19 protein-coding genes are annotated in these 19,063 nt (G+C 70.7%); 10 read left to right on the top strand and 9 right to left on the bottom strand.

What is annotated here, in order from left to right:
* Positions 1-48 precede the first annotated feature (48 nt).
* Positions 49-243: a helix-turn-helix domain-containing protein gene (locus tag ACQPX6_RS17560; RefSeq protein WP_433781585.1), complete on the bottom strand. Its 195-nt coding sequence runs from the start codon at positions 241-243 to the stop codon at positions 49-51.
* A 174-nt stretch (positions 244-417) separates the two neighbouring features.
* Here ACQPX6_RS17560 and ACQPX6_RS17555 point away from each other — a divergent pair, with 174 nt between their 5' ends.
* From ACQPX6_RS17555 to ACQPX6_RS17540, 4 genes are all read left to right on the top strand, one after another.
* A complete protein-coding gene (locus tag ACQPX6_RS17555) occupies positions 418-825 on the top strand; it encodes a hypothetical protein (protein WP_433781584.1) in 408 nt (135 codons plus the stop codon).
* Between the two features lie 105 nt (positions 826-930).
* On the top strand, positions 931-2,229 hold the full coding sequence (locus tag ACQPX6_RS17550) for a hypothetical protein (protein ID WP_433781583.1): 1,299 nt from the start codon (positions 931-933) through the stop codon (positions 2,227-2,229).
* Positions 2,226-2,378, top strand: a complete 153-nt coding sequence (locus ACQPX6_RS17545) for a hypothetical protein (RefSeq protein WP_433781581.1) — start codon at positions 2,226-2,228, stop codon at positions 2,376-2,378. Before ACQPX6_RS17550 ends, ACQPX6_RS17545 begins: the two co-directional genes overlap by 4 nt.
* 445 nt (positions 2,379-2,823) lie before the next feature.
* Positions 2,824-4,137, top strand: coding sequence for a protein rep (locus ACQPX6_RS17540; RefSeq protein WP_433781580.1), 1,314 nt, complete (start codon positions 2,824-2,826; stop codon positions 4,135-4,137).
* A 14-nt stretch (positions 4,138-4,151) separates the two neighbouring features.
* Here the strand turns inward: ACQPX6_RS17540 and ACQPX6_RS17535 are convergent, their stop codons facing one another.
* Positions 4,152-5,435, bottom strand: a complete 1,284-nt coding sequence (locus tag ACQPX6_RS17535) for a pentapeptide repeat-containing protein (protein WP_433781579.1) — start codon at positions 5,433-5,435, stop codon at positions 4,152-4,154.
* Positions 5,436-5,803: 368 nt separating this feature from the next.
* Positions 5,804-6,199 (bottom strand): hypothetical protein, encoded by a 396-nt coding sequence (locus tag ACQPX6_RS17530; RefSeq protein ID WP_433781578.1) that lies wholly within the window; start codon positions 6,197-6,199, stop codon positions 5,804-5,806.
* A gap of 52 nt (positions 6,200-6,251) precedes the next feature.
* On the opposite strand from ACQPX6_RS17530, the gene ACQPX6_RS17525 reads away from it, so the two are divergent.
* Entirely contained in the window at positions 6,252-7,163 is a 912-nt protein-coding gene (locus ACQPX6_RS17525) for a hypothetical protein (protein ID WP_433781576.1), read from the top strand.
* 374 nt (positions 7,164-7,537) lie between these two features.
* Here the strand turns inward: ACQPX6_RS17525 and ACQPX6_RS17520 are convergent, their stop codons facing one another.
* Entirely contained in the window at positions 7,538-8,719 is a 1,182-nt protein-coding gene (locus tag ACQPX6_RS17520) for an IS481 family transposase (protein ID WP_433781575.1), read from the bottom strand.
* Between the two features lie 181 nt (positions 8,720-8,900).
* Between ACQPX6_RS17520 and ACQPX6_RS17515 the strand changes: the two genes are divergently transcribed.
* The gene (locus tag ACQPX6_RS17515) at positions 8,901-10,439 is read left to right on the top strand and encodes a tyrosine-type recombinase/integrase (protein WP_433781574.1); all 1,539 of its coding nucleotides are present in this window, start codon (positions 8,901-8,903) and stop codon (positions 10,437-10,439) included.
* 89 nt (positions 10,440-10,528) lie between these two features.
* The gene (locus tag ACQPX6_RS17510) at positions 10,529-11,350 is read left to right on the top strand and encodes a DNA polymerase beta superfamily protein (RefSeq protein WP_433788290.1); all 822 of its coding nucleotides are present in this window, start codon (positions 10,529-10,531) and stop codon (positions 11,348-11,350) included.
* A gap of 371 nt (positions 11,351-11,721) precedes the next feature.
* Here ACQPX6_RS17510 and ACQPX6_RS17505 read toward each other — a convergent pair whose 3' ends face one another.
* Both ACQPX6_RS17505 and ACQPX6_RS17500 read right to left on the bottom strand, forming a co-directional pair.
* Positions 11,722-12,552 (bottom strand): alpha/beta fold hydrolase, encoded by an 831-nt coding sequence (locus tag ACQPX6_RS17505; RefSeq protein WP_433781573.1) that lies wholly within the window; start codon positions 12,550-12,552, stop codon positions 11,722-11,724.
* A gap of 48 nt (positions 12,553-12,600) precedes the next feature.
* Positions 12,601-13,149: a carbonic anhydrase gene (locus ACQPX6_RS17500; protein ID WP_433781571.1), complete on the bottom strand. Its 549-nt coding sequence runs from the start codon at positions 13,147-13,149 to the stop codon at positions 12,601-12,603.
* A 154-nt stretch (positions 13,150-13,303) separates the two neighbouring features.
* Between ACQPX6_RS17500 and ACQPX6_RS17495 the strand changes: the two genes are divergently transcribed.
* Positions 13,304-14,104 carry an alpha/beta hydrolase gene (locus tag ACQPX6_RS17495; RefSeq protein WP_433781570.1) on the top strand — a complete coding sequence of 267 codons (801 nt, stop codon included), beginning with the start codon at positions 13,304-13,306 and terminating at the stop codon, positions 14,102-14,104.
* 15 nt (positions 14,105-14,119) lie between these two features.
* Positions 14,120-14,650, top strand: coding sequence for a carbonic anhydrase (locus ACQPX6_RS17490; protein ID WP_433781569.1), 531 nt, complete (start codon positions 14,120-14,122; stop codon positions 14,648-14,650).
* Here the strand turns inward: ACQPX6_RS17490 and ACQPX6_RS17485 are convergent.
* Both ACQPX6_RS17485 and ACQPX6_RS17480 read right to left on the bottom strand, forming a co-directional pair.
* Positions 14,642-15,610: a helix-turn-helix domain-containing protein gene (locus ACQPX6_RS17485; RefSeq protein WP_433781568.1), complete on the bottom strand. Its 969-nt coding sequence runs from the start codon at positions 15,608-15,610 to the stop codon at positions 14,642-14,644. The two genes, ACQPX6_RS17490 and ACQPX6_RS17485, sit on opposite strands and share 9 nt — an antisense overlap.
* Before the next feature lie 22 nt (positions 15,611-15,632).
* Positions 15,633-16,691 carry a hypothetical protein gene (locus tag ACQPX6_RS17480; RefSeq protein ID WP_433781566.1) on the bottom strand — a complete coding sequence of 353 codons (1,059 nt, stop codon included), beginning with the start codon at positions 16,689-16,691 and terminating at the stop codon, positions 15,633-15,635.
* A 36-nt stretch (positions 16,692-16,727) separates the two neighbouring features.
* On the opposite strand from ACQPX6_RS17480, the gene ACQPX6_RS17475 reads away from it, so the two are divergent.
* On the top strand, positions 16,728-17,666 hold the full coding sequence (locus ACQPX6_RS17475; protein ID WP_433781564.1) for a LysR family transcriptional regulator: 939 nt from the start codon (positions 16,728-16,730) through the stop codon (positions 17,664-17,666).
* A 607-nt stretch (positions 17,667-18,273) separates the two neighbouring features.
* Here the strand turns inward: ACQPX6_RS17475 and ACQPX6_RS17470 are convergent.
* The gene (locus ACQPX6_RS17470) at positions 18,274-18,600 is read right to left on the bottom strand and encodes a hypothetical protein (protein ID WP_433781562.1); all 327 of its coding nucleotides are present in this window, start codon (positions 18,598-18,600) and stop codon (positions 18,274-18,276) included.
* Positions 18,601-19,063 lie beyond the last annotated feature (463 nt).

Raw genomic sequence — 19,063 nt, 5'->3', positions numbered from 1 at the left:
ATCAGCTCGACCTTGGCGCCGCCGTCAGGCATCGGGCCTCCCGGGTCGTCAAGGTGCTGGGAGCGTGCCGTCCTCGTCTTGCTTCGCCCGTAGCTGAGCCTTCAGGTCGTCGAGGTCCCAGCGGTAGCCCCCGGAGCGGGTGACGAACGCGGGTCGCACGTAGCCCTCCTTCGCCCAGCGGGACAACGTGCGCGCCGAGATGGCGAGTTCGACGGCGGCATCTGCCGTGGTCAGGAGCGCCATGGTGTGCAGTGTCGCGCCTAGTCGTCTGCCGGTGACTGCCGACATGCCTGACTGTCCTCTCCTGACCGATCATTACTTCTGTCGACTCCTAGTGTCCTCGGTGCGCGTAGTGTGTCCATCCGTGGCCGCTGATGGCCGCTGAAGACCGCGCGTGATTCCCGAGGAGACCCCGCCATGATCAGAACCGTCCCCGTAGACACCGCCCGGCTAGAGCTGGTCGCCGCCGGTGAGGCCGAACCGGTCGCCGTGTGGGAGGACGCCGCCGATGGTCGTCGGACGCTCACCGACCGCCAGGAGGTCGACGAGACGGCCGGGCTCCCGCTCTGGACGATCTACGCGCTCGTCCAGACCGGCGGTCGTCCGGAGGTGCTGGCGGTGCGCGTCCCTGCCCGGCACCAGCCGGTCGTGACGCCGCTCGCCCCGGTCGACCTGCACGGTCTGGAGGTCCGGGTGTCGATCAACAAGAGCGGCGTTCTCACCGGCTACTGGTCGGCGGTGGGGATCGCCGACCCCAACGTCGCCGAGCAGGCCCGGCGCAACGGCAACGGTCGCGCCGCGGCCCCCGCCGAGACGCCCGCCTGATCCCGCCCGCACTTCCCCGCAGGCGGGACGCGGGGACCCGGGACCGACGCCCGCCGCCCTGTCCCGGGCCTTCGTGGTCGCGCCCCCTGACCCCGGGACTCCGCCGTGACCTTGTCCGAACCACGCCACCCCTCCGGCCAGCCCGAGCCGCAGCCCGTCGGCCAGACCTTCCCGTGGGTGCGCGGGTTGCTCGCCGCCCGGCGGGAACGCCACCCGCTGCTACGCGCCGGCCCTCGCAAGGGCCCGTACCGCCACGAGCTGGAAGCCCTGGCCCGGCAGCGGCTACAGCACGGGCCCGACTGGACGGCCGCCGCCGAGGGCTCCGGGCTCACCAGGACGGTGATCGTTGCCGCCGGGGAGACAGCCGTCATCCCGCGGCTGATCGCGGTCGCCGAGGACGATCACGGCCGACCGCTGAGTCTGATCGTCGAGCTGCTGCCCGGCCAGCTCCCAGGGGACTACCTCGCCGTTGCGGATCGGCTGGCCCTGGCGCTCGACGCCGCCGCCGTCCGGTTTGACGCGCTCGGTGGACGTTTCCTGCGCATCACGCTTCTCGACGACGACCCGTTGGGCGTGGCGTTCGACCTGCCCCGGGTCCCGATCTCGACTAGCGGCGACGCCGTGATCCTGGGCCGCGACGAAGCCGGGCGCATCGTCGGGCACGTCATCGCCCGCGCCGCCCACATCGCTGTGCAAGGTCAGAACGGGTCGGGCAAGAGCGCCTTCCTGTACGGCCTGCTGGCGCAGCTCGCGGAGGCCCCGGACGTCCTGGTCGCCGGATGCGATCCGACCGGGCTCCTGCTCGGCGCACCGTGGGACGGCACCCGGCACCGTGACTGGCAGTGCGCCGCCGGGGCCGGTCGCGCCGACCTGCACGCCGCGCACCTGGAGTCGCTGGTCGCGGAGATGGACCGCCGGCTCGCCGATATGCCCCCGCGGGTCGACACCCTGACGCCGTCCCCCGACCTCCCGCTGATCGTGGTCGTGCTGGAGGAGTACCCGGGTCTGCTGCGCGCCGCCGCCGCCCAACCGGCCCCCGCGAAGATCAACGGCAAGGCGCCGCCCACCGTGTTGCAGCGGATCAAGCTGGCGACGCTGCGACTGCTCTCCGAGTCCCGCAAGGTCGCCTTCCGCGTGATCATGCTGGCGCAGCGGGCCGAGGCCGAGTCGATGGGCGGCGGCTACGCCCGGGACCAGTTCGCATTGTCGATCAGCTTCCGGGTCCCGGCCGACTCCCTGGTGATGCTCCACGGCGACGACGCCCGCCCGTGGGGCTCCGAGCACCAGATCGCCCCGCCCGGCATCGCCCTGGTGACTGCGCCCGGCCGCCCCCTAACCCGCCTCCGAGTCCCGTGGTCCGGCGGCTACGCCGACTACTGCGCGCGGATCAGCGGCCCGCAGTGAGCACCGAGTGGATCGGCTGGCTGGCGCTGCTCGTCCTCGCGGTCTGGGTGCTGATCCGGTTGATGGTGTCGGTCCGGCACGTCCGGGAGCGCCGTGCCGACCTCCGCCGGGAACGCCGCCGTCATCGCACCCGAGGGGACGCGTGGTGACCCCGGAACGGCCCGCTGGGCCCGGCCGCGGCACCCGAGGGTGCATCGACCCTGCCGCGGGGCGCGCGGGGCCCTCCACGGCCGACGCGGCGACCAGCACGGGCCGATCCGGGCCCAACGGTCTGCGGCGCTCCACGGCCCGACGCCGCACCAGCACGGGCCTGTCCCGGCCCGGTGCCCCCGGCACACGCCGCGCTCAGGGAGGGCTCTCCCGTCGCGCGTCGGCGGGCGCCAGCCCGCGCCGGGTTCTCGGGCCGGGTCAAGCGCCCCAGGAGCTGCCGCGTGCCGCCACTGACGTACCCGACCGGCGTCCCCGGCGCTTGACGCGGCGCGGGGTTCCGGCGAGCCCTCCGGGAGCCGTCGCGCGTCGGGTGGGCCTGACCGGTCGCCACCCCCCTCCCCGAGCGCCGAGGCCCCCCGGAGGGCTGTCCCGAGGGCTGAGCCCATGAGCCACCACCGGCACCCCGCGGCCACCAGTGAAGCGGGGACGTGCGCCCGCGCGGCCGAAGGCAGCGCGCGGGCGCGCGAGGGAGCGAAGCGACCGAGCGGCGGCGCCCTTGGTAATCATGCGCACAACCCTTCGGGGGCCGCCGGGGGCGCGGTGTCCGGGGTGGATGAGGTGGCGGCGGTGCGGGACCGCCGGGCTGAGCGGTGGGCTCTGTTGGATGCGGCGCGCCCGGTGTCGAGGGTGAAGCGGCTGCGGGAGTGTCGGCGGGCGACGTTGACGGGCACGGGGAATCCGGTGTTGCGGACCGCGCCGGGCGGTCGGAGTGGCTTCGCCGGGCTGGCGACCTGCGGGAGTCCGTGGGTGTGTCCGTGCTGCTCGGGGAAGATCGCGGCCCGGCGGGCGTCGGAGCTGGCGGCGGTGATGGCCGCGGTCGAGGTCGCTGGCGGGGTGATGGACCTGGTGACCTTCACGGTGCGGCATCACCAAGGTCATCGGTTGGCCGACGTGTGGGACGCGGTGTCGGCGGCGTGGGCGCGGGTGACGTCGGGGGCGGCGTGGATGGAGGACAAGGCGGGGCTGCTCGGCTGGGCGCGGGTCGTGGAGGTCACGCACACCGGGCGGAACGGGTGGCATGTGCATGTGCACGCGCTGCTGGCCTGGTCGTCGCCGGTCCCGGAGGCCGCGTCGGCGTGGGTGGCGATGCGTGGGTGGGGCCGGTGGGATCGGGCGCTGCGCCGGTGGGGGTTCGACTCGACGCCGGTGCACGGGGTGGACACCCGGCGGGTGGTAAGCGGCGACGAGGGCTTGGCCGGCTACTTCGGGAAGGCGGCGCTCGAGCTGACGTCGTCGTGGACGAAGGACAGCCGCGCGGGGCGGTCGCCGTTCGCGCTGCTGCGGGACGCGACGGAGACGTACGAGGCCGGCGACCTGGGGTTGTGGTGGGAGTACGAGGCCGCGAGCCACGGCCGGAAGCAGCTCACCTGGTCGACGGGCCGGATGGACCTGCGGCGGCTCGCGGGGTTGGGCCGCGAGGAGTCCGACGAGGCGGTGGCGGCGGAGGACACCGGCGGAGACGACGCGGTGGAGCTGGTGGGCGAGACGTGGCCGACGTTGAGTCGTCGGCGGTGGCAGCCGGAGCTGTTGGCGGTGACCGACGTGGGCGGTGTCGGGGCGGCGGTGGCGTGGTTGGACGAGCGGGGGTTGCCGTGGCGGTGGGCTCGTCCGTATCGGCGCGAGGGGCCGCGTCCGCGGTCGGTGCAGGCGCAGCGGGAGGCGCGGGAAGTGCTGTCCTACTCGTCCTCGCTGCTCTGATCGTCTTCGGCCGCTTACTTACTCACCTGCACCAGCGGCAGTCGGCCCTCAGCGTCCGGCTCGACAGCTGCATCGAGCGCCCATCCTGGCGGCCACTGTTGGCCACGCGGTTCGGCGCGGGCTGCCCTGAGGGAGACGCCGCGGCTGAAGGTGGCCTCCTCGAAGGAGGCGTCGCTGAAGGTGGCCCCGTTGAAGAACCCATCGCGGTTGAAGGTGGCCTTCATAAAGGAAGCGTGGTTTTGGGAGGCGTCGCCGAAATTGGCCAGCCTGAAGTCGGTGTCGGCGTTGAAGGTGGCCCCGTTGAAAAAGGCGCTTCCACTGAAGGTGGCCCTGTAGAAGGAGACGCCGCTGTCGAAGGGGCCCCCCGTGAAAACGCGATTGAAGGGGGCGCTGCCGCTGAAGGTGGCCTCCGTAAAGTAGCCGCCGCCGCTGAAGGTGGCGCCGCGGAAGGTGGCGCCGCCACTGAAGGTCGCCCCTTCGAAGAAGGCGCCGCCGTCGACGGTGGCTCCGAAGAATGTGGCGCCGCCGCTGAAGGTGGTCCCATTGAAGAAGGCGCGGCCGGTGAAGGTGGCCCCGTCGAAGCGGGCATCGCGCACCTGGCATGAGTCTAAGTCGAAGCTGATCAAGTGGGCGCCCGTTAGGTCGATGTCGAGACCTCTCCAGAATCGCGCCGTGTCGCAGGGCCTCAGGTGCCGGTGCAGGATGTTCTGCGCGGTGAGGCGGACTTGGCGCTCCTGCTGTGCGGTGTGGTCGGGGGCAGCCTTCCCTCGACCCTCGGGGAAGAAGGGGTTTTGGCCACTCGCCGAGGCTGACGGGTACGGCATTCGCAGATAGGCGCAGATCACATCTACGATGGTCTGCCGCTGGTCGGGGGTGTTCTGCGCGAGTCGTTCGAGGGCGTACAGCCCGCCCAGGCGCACCGGCGCTTCCGCCGCACCGAGTTGATCGACAGCCTTCGTGTACAGCTCGGTGATCCGCCGCTCGGTGGTATCGACGATCTGGTTGCGACCCGTGATCTCACCGGACTGCTGACGGCGAAACGCGAGCACGAGCCCGAAGGCGCCGCCCGTCCCGACAGCGATCGTTAAGCCGGTGCGGATCGCGTCGATCCGGACCGCGGCGTCGGCCGGTTGCCCTGGCGGAGGCGTGGTTGAGGCGATCCCGTAGAGCCAGATTGTGACCCCGCCGCCCACTGTGAGGATCACCAGCACGACCAGCACCAGCGCCCACGTGGAGATCGGAGTGATCTGCGGGTCCGGCCGCCGCCGACTCATGATGAAGGCCGCGATCAGCAGCACGGCGGCGATAGGAAGCGCCCACCACACAGGAAGCAGAAGCGCCCCGAGCCGGGACCAAGGTACCCATCCTGCCGCGGAGAACCCGAGGAGAAGGACGGCAACGGCTCCCGCCATGAGCGCACCAGGGATCGCTGAGCTCAGTGATCGGCGCGAACGCTGCCACCACGAGAGATCGTCATCAGCCCCCATCGGTCCGTGAGTCTGGCCCATACCGGTCTGCCCGAGCCGTCGGGGCGGCCCGACGCCTGCCTGGCGGGGAAGCTGACGACGGACCCCATCGCTAGAGGCTGTGGACGGCGAGCCATAGGAAGATCGCGAGGAAGGTCTCGGGTTCTAGGGCCGGGACGCCGGCGCGGGTGATCCCGTCGTCAGTCGTCCGTCACTGTGCGCCCGTGCCAGAACAGGAGCATGGCGATCTCTACGGCCAGCGACCAGCAGCTCACACCCACGAGGCTGGCCACGAACCATGTTGGCCCGGACTGTGCGATCGGGAGTGGTGCGACCACGAGCGTCGTACCGAGGGCGAGTCCGAACAGGCCCACGACATAGCACTTCACTGACGCCTCAGCGGCCTTCTCCGCGAGCGCGTCGCTCTCCAAACGCGCAGCGAAGGGTGCCATGACCGACACGAGATTCAGCGGCAGGTAGGCCAAGATTGCCGCGATGGCCTCTGTGGGCCGCCCAAGCCCGAACAGGGCGCCCACACTCACTCCCGTCAGCATCACCGACACGAGCACGATGGCCCAAAGCCTGACCTTCTTCACCCCGTGATCATGGCCAACCGCGAAGGGCTCAGCCCGAAGGGGTGGTTTGCTGGTGCATGAGCCTGGGGGGATTGATCTTGTGAGTCGAGAGCCGTCTGAGTCAGAGAAGTACTTCCTCGGGCAGCTCGCCGAGCTGCAGAAACGGATGGCGTCCCTCGCCGACGCGGACCCCGACGACGACGTGGAGCGGGAAGCGGCGTCGTCGGTCCTGGAGCAAGCCGGCGATGTGCTGAGGGAGGCTGCGGAGCGAGAGCCGTCCGAGATGACGGCGCACGCCGCCGAGCGCATCGCCGAGCTGAGCTGGGAGCTGAGCCGGGAGCCGGACAGGGAGCCCGTCGCGCTCGACGGGCCCGCTCTGCCTGCGGAGCCCGCGCAGCGGTTACCGGACCGGTACCTCGTCTTGGAGGTCGCTACGTCCGTGGCGAGCATCGGTGTCGCGGCACTGATTAGTGGCGGGCTGGCTGGGCCGTACATCGCGATGGCCTTGCAGCAGGAGGTGGGGCAAAAGGTCATGGAAGCGACCATCAGCGGAGCCTTCGGTGCCCTTGCCGGCGAGCTGACCCACCTTGCGCGGAGTCAGCGGGAACGACGGCAGTACGCGGAGCTGCTCGCCCGCTTGGAGCGGCTCGAAGGGAGCGTTCGTGAGCCTGCCGAGCGTGAGCCTGCCGTGCGTGAGCCTGCCGTGCGTGAGCCTGCCGTGCGTGAGCCTGCCGTGCGTGAGCCTGCCGTGCGTGAGCCTGCCGTGCGTGAGCCTGCCGTGCGTGAGCCTGCCGTGCGTGAGCCTGCCGTGCGTGAGCCTGCCGTGCGTGAGCCCGAAACAGCATGGGGCGAGCTGCTGCGCGAGGTTGAACTGATGGGGGAGCGCGAGCACACCCGAGCCCGTGAGGAGCCGGAGCCTTGGTCGCTGTTCGACCATGAGGGGCAGCTGGGCGACCGCGAGAGGGAGGCGGGCGACGACTTCTAGCGGGGCGCCCACCTTTCGTGCCTCCCTCTCTGCGGCGTGATGGAAGCTGGAGGGACGCCACGGAGACCTACCGGGCCGAGGACGTGCAGCTGTGCTGGGGAGTACGAGCGCGCCAGCCACGGGGGGCTGGGGAGTCACGGCCGTGTCACGCGGACGGGAACCGACAAGTACCGACGGGGACCGACGGACCCGGATGACGGCGCCCTCGGCGGTCTGATATCGACCGACAGGAACCGACATCGACCGTGGGCAACCGATGACTGTGGCCGCCTGGGGGTCAAGGGGTCGCAGGTTCAAATCCTGTCGTCCCGACGCTGTGATGTCTCAGGACATCCCGGACGCCCGGACCCACGTTGTGTGGGTTCGGGCGTTTGTCATTTCGGGGTCGGTGGGTGTCGGGGCTGGTAGTCGCGGGTGAGGTCGATCTCGAGCTCGCGGAGGAGTTCGCCGGTGGCGGCGTCGATGACGCGCACGTGGCGGTCCTGGGTGAGCAGTAGGACGTGGGTTCCGCTGTGGGGTCGGCCGATGCCGATGTGGCGCAGCCGGCCGGCGACGCGCAGGGTGACCGTCCCGGACTTGTCGATCTTGTCGGTGCGGACGCGGTGGTGGGTGTCGGTGGTGCGGTCGGCGCCGGGGGCGGCTTTGGGGCGGGCGGTGTAGGCGGTGGCCGGGGTGGCGCGGTGGGCGAGCGCGCGGTGTGGCCGCTGGTGGTTGTAGGTCTCGACGAAGCGGTGGAGCAGGGCTTGGAGCTCGACGATCGTCGCCGGTGGGTGGGGTTGTGCGCGCAGCCAGTTCTTCAGGGTCTGCTGGAAACGTTCGACCTTGCCGCAGGTCGTGGGGTGCGACGGTCGGCTGTTCTTCTGGGTGATGCCGCGGCGGGCAAGTTCGTGCTCGAGAGCGGTGCGACCGCCGCGGCGCGAGGCCAGCCGGACGGTGTAGACCATGCCGTTGTCGGTCAGGGTCGAGGCCGGGAACCCGTGCGCAGCGGCCGCGGTGGCGAAGGTGGCGGCCACGATTCCGGCGGTGACTCGGTGGTGGGCGGTCACCCCCAGGGCGTAGCGGGAGTGGTCGTCGAGCCAGGTGATGATCTCGACGTGGGCGCCGCCGGCAAGGCGGTGGTGGGTGAAGTCGGACTGCCAGCACTCATTGGGGTAGGTGGCCTCGAAGCGCAGGTAGGACGACTTGGGGCGCTTGGCCGGGGTCGGCACGACCTGGCTGTGGCGGGCCAGGATTCGGTGGACCGTGGCCCGCGAGATGGCCACGCCCTGGTGGTGGGCCAGGTGCCAGACGATGGTGTCCGGCCCGGCGTCCAGGCCCTGCCCGGCGAGGCGTTTGCGCAGCTCCAAGACCATCTCGATCGTCTCCGGCGGGGTGGCCCGCGGCGAGGTCTTCGGTCGCCGTGAGCGGGCCCGGAACGCCCCGTCACCCTCGGCGCGGTAGCGGGCGAGCAGCTCATAGACCCAGGACCGCGACACCCCGTACTCGCGCGCGACCTGCGCGACCGGCCGCTTCTCCACGACCACAGCAGTGATCACCAGACGCGCCTTGGACGACATGCACGAGCGTCCCGAGCCCGTCCGGGATCACCCGCGACATCTGTCCGGCATGTCGTGAGACACCTGTCCGGGATGTGTTGAGACACGACACTGTCGTCCCGACGCAGCTCACGGGCCGATGGATCTCCATCGGCTCGTGAGCATGTTGCTGGACGTGTTGCGAGCCGCTCTCTAGCTTGTGGTGAGTCCCCCCAAGCAGACCACTGGTCGCCGTCGCGGAGAGATCGTCGAGCTGCCCAGTGGCACCCTGCAGGTCCGCGTCTTCGCCGGCTCCGACCCGGTCTCGGGCAAGCGGCACTACGTCACCGAAACCGTGCCGGACGGTCCGAAGGCCCGGGCGGAGGCCGAGAAGGTCCGCACCCGGCTGCCCTCCCACATCGACGCCGACCGGCAGCCGCGGACGTCAGCGACCGTCACGCAGCTCGTGGAGCGTTATCTCGAAGTCATCGACGTCGAGGTAGCCACGCGCGCGGGCTACGAGAGCCTGATCCGCACGCACATCCTGCCCCTGCTCGGCGATCTCCCGGTCGGGCGCGTGCGCGGCGAGGTGCTCGACTCGTTCTACGCCCAGCTGCGTGCCTGCCGCATCCACTGCCGCGGGGCCCGTGGACTCGTCGACCACCGCACCCGGGTGCCGCACGCGTGCGACCGGCGATGCCGGCCCCACCGCTGCCGTCCCCTCGGTCCCAGCGGTGTCCGCCAGGCCCACGTCATCCTCAACAGCGCCTTCGCGCACGCCGTCCGATGGGAATGGATCGGCACCAACCCCTGCGCCAAGGCCGTCGCACCCCGAGCGGCCAAGCCCAAGCCACAACCACCATCTGCCGCACAGGCCGCGCGCATCTCGTCCGAGGCGTGGAAGGACCCGGTGTGGGGCCTGTTCGTGTGGCTGGCGATGACCAGCGGCGCGCGGCGCGGGGAGCTGTGCGCGCTGCGCTGGGAGCGCATCGATTTCGCCGCGGCCGTCGTCACGATCCGCACGAGCATCGCCGAGGTCAACGGCCAGAACTGGGAGAAGGACACCAAGGACCACCAGCAGCGGCGCATCGTGCTCGATGCGCAGACGCTCGGTCTGCTCCGCGCCCTTCTCGTCGTGCGAGCCCGGGAGACCGAAGCGCTCGGTATCGAGTTGCCCGAGGACGGATTCGTGTTCTCCCCGGACCCCGACGGGTCATCGTGGCCGAAGCCGGCCACGATGACCCGCCGCTTCACGCGCATGTGTGCCGCCCTCGGCTACGACATCCACCTGCACCAGCTGCGGCACTACTCGGCGACCGAGCTCATCGCCGGCGGTGTCGACGTCCGCACCGTCGCTGGGCGACTCGGGCACGGCGGCGGGGGAGTGACGACGCTGCGCTACTACACTGCGTGGGTCGCCGAGGCCGATCAGCGCGCCTCGCGTGCGCTGGCTGACCGCGTGCCCCAGCTGCCGAGTCCGGTCGCGCAGCACGGGGCGCCGGTCCTGGAGCTGCCGGCGCCGGCGCCGGCGCCGGCGCCGGCAGCCGAGGACGAGGATTCGGCGCCGTATCGACGCATCGCCTCGGACCTGCGAGGCGCCCTGCGCATCGGCGCGCTGCGGGCCGGAGACCTCCTGCCAACAGTCAAGGAGCTGGCCGATCGGTATGAGGTGTCGGTAGCGACGGCTCACCGTGCAGTGGCGCTGCTCGCCGAGAGCGGCAAGGTCGAGGTCTCGCGCGGGCGGCGTGCTGCGGTGACGTAGCAATCGCCTCCCGCCCTGCCGGCAATCTTCGAGCTTGCGGAAATCGCTCTCGCGGTGGGGCCGGACGCGGCACGCTGTCCGTCGTGACCATGTCCACCGGGAGCACGTCCACGTGTGAGCGTCTCGGGCCGATGGTCGTGCGCGACGACTCCGACAGCGCGCAGCGCATCGCCGAGGAGGGGCTGGCGTTGCGGTTGCTGGTCGGGTCGGGCCTGCACGGCACGGCGGTCGAGGGCCAGGACGACCAGGACGAGATGGGCGTCGTCGTGGAGTCGGCCACCGCCGCGCTCGGGCTGCGGCCGTTCCGGCACTACATCTACCGGACCCAGCCCGAGGGGCACCCGTCCGGGCCGGGCGACCTCGACCTCGTCGTGTACGGCCTGCGGCGTTACCTCGACCTGGCCCTGGCCGGGAACCCGACGATCCTGCTGCCGCTGTTCGTGCCCGACGTGCACGTCTATCTGTGCGACGAGCACGGTGAGGCGCTGCGGGAGGCCGCGTCGTGGATCGTGTCGCGGCGGGCCGGGCGCCGGTTCCGCGGTTACCTGAACGCCCAGCGCCGCGGGATGCTCGGGCTGCGGGCGGGGGCGGGTGGGGTCGGGCGGCAGGAAATGGTGCGCCGCTACGGGTTCGACACCAAGTACGCGATGCACATGGTGCGTCTCGGTCTGCAGGGCGTGGAGCTCATGGAGTCCGGCCGGATCACGCTGCCGGTCCCCGAGCCGCACCTGTCGTGGCTGCGTGAGCTGCGCCAGGGCCGTCGCACGAGAGGTGAGGCCCTCGACGCCGCCGCCGACCTCGAGGCGCGGCTGGAAGTCCTGGACACCACCTCGCACCTGCCACCCGAGCCCGACCGGGCGGCGGCCGACGTCTGGCTCGCCGAGCAGTACCGGCGGCGCTGGGCGGACTGAGGCGCCCGCCGACTCCGCACCGCGGAGCCGGCGGCTACAGCCCGCGCCACACTTCAGCGCTGCGACGTTCTGAACCCTCTGAACTCGAACCGTGAACCCAGTGGACGAGAGTCAGGGCCTCGCTCGTGATGCACGATGAGCGTCTGTGCTGGTCAGCTCCGGTGCCACGCGGCCTCGATCATCAGCGGGTGACCTCCTGGTGATGGCCAAGCTGTGACGTCAGCGTCCACCTGAGCGGTCGGTGATCGCGAGCTCCGCTGGCCGCTGATCCGGCCGGGGGAGCATCCCCACAAGGGCGGTTCTTCGCGGCCCAGCGCCTCGATGGCGCCTGGGCTCCCGCAGCGGGCTCGGTCCCCGAGGGAGCCGACGACTCACCCGAGGAAGTCGAGCAGCTGTGCGTTGACCTGTTCGGCGTGGGTCCAGATGATCGCGTGGGGCCCGCCCTCGAGGACGACGTGCTTCATGTCGCCGATGAGTCCGGGTAGGCGGTTGCCGGTGGCTGGCGCGGGCAGGATGCGGTCCTGGTCGCCCTGGACGACGAGGGTGGGCACATCGATCTTCGGCAGGTCGGCCCGGAAGTCGGTGAGCCACGTCGGCACGCAGGCGACGGAGGCGATGGCCGAGGCGGAGGTGGCGGTGTTCCAGCTGGAGCGGAACCGTTCTTCGCTGACGCGGGTGCCCGCGTAGATGTCGTAGTTGTAGAAGTTGGTGAGGAAACCGGTCATCCATGCGTGTCGGTCGGCCCGGATCGCGTCGATGAACCCGTCGAAGAGACTGCCGTCGACCCCCTCGGGGTTGTTCGGGGTCTGCAGCAGGAACGGGGGGATGGGTGCGAGGAGCACGGCCTTGGCGACGCGCGCGGAGCCGTAGGTGCCCAGGTAGCGGGTGACCTCCCCGGTGCCCATCGAGAAGCCCACGAGCGCGATGTCGTGGAGGTCGAGAGACGTCAGCAGGGCGTCCAGATCGGCGGCGAAGGTGTCGTAGTCGTACCCGGCGGAGGGCTGGCTGGATTTGCCGAATCCGCGCCGGTCGTAGGCGATGACACGATAGCCCGCGTCGAGCAGTACAGCCTCCTGCTTCTCCCAGGAACGGCCGTCGAGCGGGTAGCCGTGGATCAGGACCACCGGCGTGCCGGTGCCGTGGTCCTCGTAGTACAGCTCGATGGGTTTGTTGTTCTGTTCGGCGACCGGTACGTAGGGCATGGCAGTTCTCGATTCTGTGGTCGGTACTCGGCCGTCAGGAATGCGTGCTCATCCGACGGTGGTCTCCTCGCGCAGCAGTGAAGGTGCGACCACGACCTCGGTGCGTCCGGTCTCGACGTCGTAGACCATGCCGGAGACGAGGAACCCGCCGGCCAGGGACGACGAGGCCTTGAGCGCGGCGACGTCGACGGTGACGGCCTCGTGCGGGTCGTTGATCGCCTTCCCGGCGAGTTCCTGCTGGTCGACGCCGAAGTAGGTGGCGAGCAGGGCCGGCTCGGCGCCGAGGCGGGTGATTCCGCACTGGGTGTGGTGCAGCACGATGAGGTCCCACCCGGCGCCCATGTCGCCTCCGCCGGCTTGGGTGACCTTGCGCAGCATCACGAGCTCTTCGATGGCCGCGGGCGTGACGCGGCCGCCCACGTTGCGGATGATCGCGGCATCGCCGAGCTGGACGCCGAGAATGTGGGCGGCATCCACCCGCGGGTCGACGCAGCCGATGATGAGTGTCTTGAGAGTGGGTACCAGTTTGAGTCCGGACGGGAACCGGTTCTCGACGAAATCGTCGTTGCGTTCGATCAGTGTCGTGATCGTGTCCATGTGGTGCCCCTCAGAATTGCTGCTGTGCCGACCGTCGGAAGCGTGACGGCCGGCCGGCGCCCGAGATAGTCCTCGCCGGCCGATGGGCGCCCCCGGCACAGAGATGTGCACGCCACGAACACCGGGACGTGCCCGCGGCGGCAAGGCTCATCTCATGGCGACACCCGGCACGCCCGTCCTGTTCATCCACGGCCTCTGGCTCCACGCCGCGTCGTGGGCTCCCTGGGTCGATCTGTTCGCCGACGCCGGCTACCGCCCACACGCGCCCGGGTGGCCCGGGGAGAGCGACACCGTCGAGCAGACCCGGGCGAACGCGGACCCGATCGCCGGGCAGGGCTTCGACGACATCGTCGACCACTACGCGGCGATCATCGCCACCCTCGAGGCCCCGCCGATCCTGGTCGGGCACTCCTTCGGCGGCACCGTCGCCGAGAAGCTCCTGGGCCTCGACCTCGGCGTCGCGGCCGTCACTGTCGACGCCGCGCAGATCAAGGGAGTCCTCCCACTACCGCTCGCGACGCTGCGCAGCGCCTTCCCGGTGCTCAAGAACCCCGCGAACCGCCATCGGGCGGTCTCGCTGACCGCCGAGCAGTTCCGCTACAGCTTCGGCAACACCCTGACCCCCGAGGAGTCCGGCGAGCTCCACGCGCGCTGGAGCATCCCCGGGCCCGGCAAGCCGTTGTTCGAGGTCTCCGCCGCGAACTTCAGCCCGCACTCCCCGTTCAAGGTCGGCACCGACAACGAGACCCGCGGACCGCTGCTGCTCATCGCCGGCGGACAGGACCACACCGTCCCGGAGGTGATCACCGAGGCGACCCTCAAGCAGTACCGGCACTCGGCGGCGGTCACCGACTTCGAGGAGTTCGCTGACCGCGGACACTCGCTGACGATCGACCACGGCTGGCGCGAGGTCGCCGACCTGGCGCTGAGCTGGCTGAAGAAGCAGGGCCACTGACCGAAGGGACGACCGATGACCGACACCGAGGACCTCGTCCGGCGGAACGCGGAGTTCGCCGACCAGCGGTTCGCGCCCGACCTGAGGATCAACCCCAGCGGGAACATGATGATCGTCGGTTGTGTCGACCCTCGGGTCGACCCCGCACAGGTCCTCGGGGTCCGGCACGGCGAGGCCGCCGTCATCCGCAACGTCGGCGGCCGCATGACCCCCGCGACGCTGCGCACCATGGCCATGCTCGGGAAGGTCGGCCAGGCGAACGCGGACGGACGGTGTCCCGGCACGTGGAACCTGGTCATCCTGCACCACACCAACTGCGGGATGACCGACCTGGCTCCCTTCCCGGAGCTGCTCGCCGAGTACTTCGAGATTCCGGCGGCCGAGCTGGGGGAGAAGTCCGTGAGCGACCCGCGCGGCTCCGTGCGGGTCGACGTCGGCGTCATCCTCGGCGTTCTCCACGCCGACGACTTCCTGGTGTCCGGCCTCGTCTACGACGTGACCACCGGACGGGTCGAGACAGTCGTCCCCGAGACACCCCTACGCTGAGGGCGCCGGGGTCCGGTGGAGATCGCGCCACTGGCGGGGCGACATCCCGTACGCGGCCCGGAACGCCCGGCTGAAGCTCGACATGTTGACGAAGCCCCACCGGCGGGCGACGGCCTCGACGGTGACGGCCCGCGGGCTCGGACCGCTCAGCTCGGTGCGGCACTCCTCGAGGCGGCGTTCCCGGATCCAGTCCGTGAATGTCACGTCGCCGTCGGCGAGCACCTTGTAGAGCTGTCGCACCGAGATGTGGTGCTCGGCCGCCACCTGCGCACCGTTGAGCCGCGGGTCGTACAGATGAGCACGCACGTACTCGAGGATCCGCACCCGCAGCGTCGCGTTGAGAGACTCGGCCGCCACGACGCCCATGTGCAGATGCGTGCTGATCACGGCCCGGATGAGCTCGATGCTCGGCTGCCCGACCGCGTCCCCGTCAGGGTGATCGAGAAGATCGGGCCGCGACGCCATCCGCTTGAAGTACCCGGCCGTGAGGTCCGCGACGGGGTGCCGGGGGCTCAACCTGACCGCGCACACCTGCCGCAGGGCGCCCGGGGGCAACGCGAGCCGATCGACCGGCACGCGCACCAGGTACTGCCGGACGCCGCCCGCGTCGGCCATCGCGAAGGGTGCGGTGGTGTCGAGAACCGCCAGGTCGCCGGTCCGCAGCACCGTCTCGCGGCCGAGCTGGGTGATCACGCTGCTCCCGGACTTCTGGAGAGCCAGGAACACCGAGGGCTCGAAGTCGTCGCGGGTGAGCCGGGCCGTGCGCGTCACCCGTGTCGCGTTGGACCGGCACGAGCACACCCGGACGCTGCCCAGGTCGGTGAACGCTCCGCGGACCACGGGGCCGGTACGCACGGGGAATTCGATGTCCAGCGGCACCTTCATGCGGGCGACGGCCTCGCGGACGGCCTGGTCACGATCGACCGCCGGAATCTCGCGGGAATCGAGGAGAACGGTCACGAGAGCTCTTCTTTCTGATGCATCACGAGGCGGCCACCCGGGTGGGCGCGCCGCCCGACGGAGCGTGGAGGAGGTCGCGGCGACTGATCGCGACCACGGTGCGCAGGGCGATACCGCCCACGAGCAGTGAGATGACAGTGATCAGGACGTACTGGCCCACGCGGTAGCCGCCCGGCTGTGCGACCTCCAGCCAGACCATCGCGACGGCGGTCACGGCCGCCCAGCTGAAGGTGAACGCCCAGGTGCTCACCATGAAGGGCAGCCGCCGGTAGAGGGAGAGCAGGCGGATCTGCGCGAGCACCATGAGCAGCCCGTAACCGGCGAGGAAGGACGCCACCCCGTCTAGCCGCGGGCCCTGCAACGCGAACCAGGCCAGGCTGGCCACGGCCGCCGGGGCGACCTCTATCGCGAGGGTCGGCTGCAGGGGCGGCGGGAGCATGGGCCGGAAGAACAGGCGCCCGAGGATCACCGACCCCAGGACGAGCCAGCAGACCACGCCGAGCCCGAACAGGACCCCGGCGAGTCGCTGCTGCCCGACCGTCGCCGCAGCCCCGGACCCGATCAGGCCGCCGGCCACCGTCGGCAGGAAGTAGCCGGGGTGGAAGCGGTCGAGATCCACCGAGCCGTAGATCCACTGCCCGGTGAACCAGCCACCGAGCAGCACCGTGAGCACGATGAAGACGTCCGTGACGGCTCGCCCGAGGGTTTCGGCGTACGGGTACAGACCCAGACTCGCCAGCAGCATCGGCGTGATCACCGCCAAGGATGCGAACGGCGCCGCGACCGGATCGAGGAGATCGCCGGGGAACGCCGACCTCGGTGGCGGTCGGCGCGCCACCGAGAGCACGTAGGCCGACGCGACCGCGAGCCACGCGCCGGCCGACACGAGGAGGACGATCACGCCGACCGCCGCGGGTGCACGGCCGAAGCCCGCGAGCACCGTCCAGGCCTCACCCAATCCGGCCAGGCCGAAGGGCACGCCGAACAGATTCAGCGGGACGGTCTTCGGGGTCGCCATGGCTGCCTCATCGTCGGGCCCGAACGAGCTGCCAACAGAGGGGCAATCGACGAAGAGATTCATCGCCCCGTTCGATCAATCCCTGGGTACCGTCCGGGGATGGAGCTGCGTCAGCTCGAGGCGTTCGTGGCCGTGGCCACCGAACTCCACTTCGGGCGCGCCGCAGCGAAGCTGCTGATGGCCCAGCCCACGCTCAGCGACCTGGTCCGGCGTCTGGAGCGCGAGCTCGGCACACCGCTTCTGACACGCACCACCCGTCGGGTCGCGCTCACCGCTGCCGGTACCGAGCTCCTCGCGCACGCGAAGGTCGTCCTCGACGACGTCGCCGCCGCACGCAGGGCGGTCGAGCGCGTCACCAGCGGCGACGGTGGCACGGTGCGCTTCGGCATCACACCGCCGGTCGCGCCGGTGCTCGGCCCTCACCTGGTGTCGACGTTCGTCGACGTGGTGGCGGGGGTCGACCTCGTGACCACGCAACTTTGGCTCCCCGCCCTCGTCCAGGCCGTGCTGGACGGCGAGGTGGACGTCGGCGTCACGTGCGGGCTCGTCGACGAGCCGAAAGGCCTGACGACGGAGGTCTTCTGCTCGGAGCCGCTGCTGGTGGGGTTGCGCCCGACCCATCGGCTCGCCGGCCGCGACACCGTCCGTCTCACGGACCTCGCCTCCGAGCAGCTGGGGGTCACGCCGGAGTCGCTGTTCCCCGCATGGGCGCTCGCCCAGCGACAAGCACTGGACGCGGTCGGGATCGCTCCACCGCAGATTTCGCTGACGATGACCGACCTCGCCGCCACCCGATGGATGGATCAGCCGGAGCTCGACTGGGTCCTGCTCATCGGCTCCCTGGCCCTCGGGCACACCGACACCGTCGTACGACCCGTCGAGCCGCAGCACGACGTGCCCTTCACGGTGCTGTGGGACCCGTCCCGCTCCCGAGCGGCCGCCGTGGACCGGTTCGTTCGACACACGCTCGCGGTCTCACCGCCTCCAGGATGGAAATCCGCTACCGGGGATCTGCGTGACGACGATCTGTTCCCGTGAGGCTGCGCGACCGGCGTGGCGATCTCCCGCGGCGCGATTCCGTGGAGTAAACGGCGGGTGGAAGGACCCTGGAGTCAGCTTGAAGATCGCACCGTAGAGCTGTGAGCAGCGGAAAGGGTACGTTGTCAGGGACTCGAACCCCGAACCCGTGGACGAGAGTCACGGCCTCGCTCGTGATGCACGGTGAGTGTCCGTGCGGGTCGGCGATGGTGCTCGTCGCTCTGGAACATCTGCGGTCAAGCGTCATGCCGGACGATCGTGTGGCGTAAGCGGTACCCAAAGCGGGGCGGCAGTGTGTCCGACGTCGCGCTGGACATCAGCCTCGACATCCTCAGCCTCATCAATGGCTACCGGATCTCGGAGACGTGGCACTTCACCCTCGTGGCCCCCGAGACGACGATGACGCGCCCGTTTGCGACCTCGAGGGCTGCTACCGCCGGGAGGGGCCCCGAGGTGCGTGGGCCGAGAACGACGGCGTCGGGGTGTTGCTCGGGGCGAACGAGGTCCACGGCCGCGTGGGTCGACCTGTCGGCCTTCCCCGGCTGAGGTCGCTGGCCCGCAGCCCGGCAGGGATGACGTCGAGGTGGTGCGCCACGGGTCCCCAGGTTCAGCTCCGTTCGACGAGGTCCCATCCCCGTACCAGGGGCCCGTCGCCGTCTGGTTCGGCCGTGACCGCCACCCATCGACTCCCAAGCCGTCCCGACGCCATGGCCCTGAAGCCGCGCACCACCCTTGACGCGAATTCGAGACGACGGCGCGGCTCGGTCACGACCAGCCGATCGTCGGCGCCGACTGACGCGATCATGTTCGTCCCGTCGACGGTGGAGCCGGACAAGGCGAGAATCGCACGCTGGTGGGCCTCGAGGGGTTCGCGGCAGGAACCGCCTGCAGAGGCGTCGAACAGGCGCAGGCGCCCATCGCCCGCACCGGTCACCACCAGAGGCCGGCCCCACTCGTGGCTGCTGCCGATGGCCGTGACCCTCCCGGGGTTAGCATCGGCGTCTCCCCGCCACGGCGTCCGTGGAGGGAGTCGTACGGGTGCAGGTGCGTGAGCTGGTTCGTGCTGTCACCACTGCCGACAGCGGCCATCGGCATACCGAGCACGTCCACGGCGCGACCACGCTCGCACGCTCCTGCACGAGGCGATACGCGAGCTCGTCTCCGTCGGTAGACGCTACAGCGACGCGCAAGGCTGATGATCGTGACTGCGACGACGCACTCCCGCGATGGGCTCGCCCCGTAGGGGATGGACGACCGGCGACTGTGGCTTGCCGACCCTTCTCGAGTCGACAAGGGGCTCCCGACAAGCCTGCCAGTACCGGGATCTCACACCTGGAGGCGGCGAATCCCAGGTACGCGACGACCACGGAGGACCCCCGGAGGCCCATGGCGCGCGC

Origin of the sequence: Actinomycetospora sp. CA-101289 (assembly GCF_050955895.1) — a bacterium.
Lineage (GTDB): Bacteria > Actinomycetota > Actinomycetes > Mycobacteriales > Pseudonocardiaceae > Actinomycetospora.
The sequence above is the reverse complement of the archived record's forward strand: the minus strand, read 5'-3'. Positions and strand labels throughout refer to the sequence as shown.